At 42.8% G+C, this 2,583-nt stretch carries 4 protein-coding genes; all 4 read left to right on the top strand.

The annotated features are described in order from the left end of the window. Nucleotides 1-815 (top strand): hypothetical protein (locus tag C7B70_RS23625; protein ID WP_106371374.1); only part of this gene is annotated, 815 nt, incomplete at its 5' end. Continuing rightward, nucleotides 815-979: a hypothetical protein gene (locus C7B70_RS26635; protein WP_233221095.1), complete on the top strand. Its 165-nt coding sequence runs from the start codon at nt 815-817 to the stop codon at nt 977-979. The genes C7B70_RS23625 and C7B70_RS26635, both read left to right, overlap by 1 nt. Beyond that, entirely contained in the window at nt 969-2,273 is a 1,305-nt protein-coding gene (locus C7B70_RS23620; RefSeq protein WP_106371373.1) for a hypothetical protein, read from the top strand. Before C7B70_RS26635 ends, C7B70_RS23620 begins: the two co-directional genes overlap by 11 nt. 60 nt (nt 2,274-2,333) lie before the next feature. Next, nucleotides 2,334-2,583, top strand: a 250-nt coding sequence (locus C7B70_RS23615; RefSeq protein ID WP_199192491.1) for a hypothetical protein, incomplete at its 3' end; no start/stop codon positions are given.

Below are 2,583 nucleotides of genomic sequence, written 5' to 3'. Positions count from 1 at the left end.
GTGGATTAAGTATTGGCGGCATTGATCTTTCTAATATAATTATGGATGCTGTTTTCAGTTCTGATGGATTATTGAATGGGGGTTCTATAGATGTTGGAGGACTACTGGAAAGCATTTTAGGCACAATACTTGATGGATCTAGTGATGTCAGCAGTAGTCCATCTGCTGGAGGAGGAGAGACAGACATCATTGTTGATGCAACGATTGGTAGTGGTGGGGTATTAGGAACAGGCTCTGTAACTTGTTTGTATGCGTCTACTTGTCGCCCCAACAGTAACCCCCATCAAACTATATTTAAGCAAGCTTCCGGCGCTCGTGGCTACCCAAACCCAAATGAAGTGCGCGGGAAAATTTATCAAGCAGCGACATCAGGAAAAATTTTGAGTGATGTTTATGCACCAAATCCTAGCATTGGTGCGTATTACGCTGGAAATCAGAGCGACCGCGATATAAACCGAGCAACAACCGAAGCTTATTTAAGCAAAGCAGGTCAGGCGCAACAACAAAAGATTAGCGAAACTGCGATGGATACAGTTAAAAGGGTTTCTGAGTTAGTGAAAAACTGTGCCAATAACGCCAAAAGTTCTCAAGAGTTAATCCGATGCAATCTCCTTGTAGACAGCGTTAGCCCATCAATGGATGCTGCCCAACTGTCTGTGCTGATGAAAATGCAGACTGATGACCAATTTCAGAAACTGCAACTCGGTAACATCTCTGCCTCAATGGATGCCCAAAGGCGGCAGCGAGATGTAGAAAATGCCGGATTATCGATTAGCTCCATGAAGGCAATTTGGACAACTCCTGACAAATGGTAATGCACAAATTTTTAGAAAAGTGGAACGCTTTACCAGTTCACAAGCAAGTCGCTTCAATTGGGGTAAGTTTGGTACTGAGTTATTCCTTATACACTTCCATCGTGACAGTGCTTGTAATACCTGTTATTAATCAATTACAGCAGGACGCTGACCATGAAGGGTAATAAATACAACAGATACAGTTTGGTTAACTTTATTAAGCATCAGATGGCAGCGATTGCCATTAAACTGCGTCAAGTTCCGCGTCGCCAAAATAAATCAATCCTCTTATTTGGATTTTTTGCACTTTGTACAATAACTTTTCTCCTCACTCCCCAAAAAGCTGAGGCAATTGTTTTCAATGACATTGCCGAGTGGGGACGTAATGCAGCCTTAAAAGTCTCTCAAAATCAAGAAAAGATAGTTCAACGATATTTCGGGCAGTACAACGCATCTTTCGCGTATCTGTGCTATTGCTGTCAAGGGTTTGCCATCTTTCCTTTGTCAATCGGTTTTATGAAGTGGCTGAAAGAAGATGATGACTTAAAAATTTGGATTGAGCTAGTTGCGCCTGTGGTGGTTTTCATTGGACTTGCCAACGGTGGATATATCCTTGGTCAAATTATTCTTGCCCTTTACAAAATTTTTGATGGAGTGATTAATACCTTTGATAGTTATACGGGATTTTATCAAACTATCAAAGAAGGAAAAGCAAGAGCGCTAATTGGTCCAAGTCTGTCACCATTATTTAAGCAATGCGAAGCTCTAATAGGGGCTGAACAATCCGCGTGTTTTGCGGATTTATCTAATCAAGTTCAGAATATGGGAAATGAATACAAACAAGATTTTTTCAATTCATCTTGGTTACAGGACTGGCTGGGTAATATAAATGAAGCGATGGAGCAGTGGAATGACCCGCAAAAAAATGTTGGGGATAAAGCTCGGACTGTTTTTTGGACAATTACATCTCCAGCTTGGGAGGGGATTTTAGCAATAATTTTGTCCAAAGTTACAGAGGCGTGGCAAGCTTTGTATGGAATTGCTTTCATCTTTACGGGAATTGCTGCGCCAATGGCGGCAACTGCAAGTTTGTTTACTAGCAATACTTTCTTAGCTTCGGCTTATGCTCTGTGGTTAACAGGTACGTTCACAATTTTTTTGGCTAGACTGCTGTTATACATTGGCTACGGATTAGCAAGCGATCTGATGGTCAGTGCTGATGCCTCGGTGGACACGATATGGTTTGGTGTGGTCATGGCATTGGTGATCCCGTTTTGCGTGTTTGAGATCGCCAAAGGTGGCGGGGCTGGGGTATGGTCAAGTCTTGTTGGCACAGCTTCTGCGGCAATTAATGTAGGAACTACGCTAGCTGGGGCTGCGCTAGGTGGTCCCGCAGGTGCTGCGGCGGCAAGCAAGGTTTCAATGCAATCTTCATCTCCACCACCTGTGAACAATGTTCAAGTCGAAACCAGATACTAAATTTTGTTCGTTTTTAAGAAAAGCTTTCTATCTTAGGTAGAGCGTTTCGACTCGACCACTATGTTTCTCAAACAACGAAAAAAGATCCCCAAAAATAAACCAGTTCTTCCTGACGAACTGTCTGCTGTTGCATATCAAGTTAATGAAGAATCTTCAGAGTCGGACGAGCGGGATGTATCGGCATCAAAGCGCGTACCAGTATTAGCACCTCAGCTATCGTCTTATTTAGTGCGATTAGGGATAGCAGTCGCAGTGCTGCTAATATTGCAAACTCTCAATGCTTTGTCCACCTTCTTTCTGGCAACCAAGC

It is taken from the genome of Chlorogloea sp. CCALA 695 (assembly GCF_003003885.1).
Classification (GTDB): Bacteria; Cyanobacteriota; Cyanobacteriia; order Cyanobacteriales; family Chroococcidiopsidaceae; genus Aliterella.
Note: the sequence above shows the minus strand (reverse complement) of the source record. Positions and strands in the feature narration are given on the sequence as shown.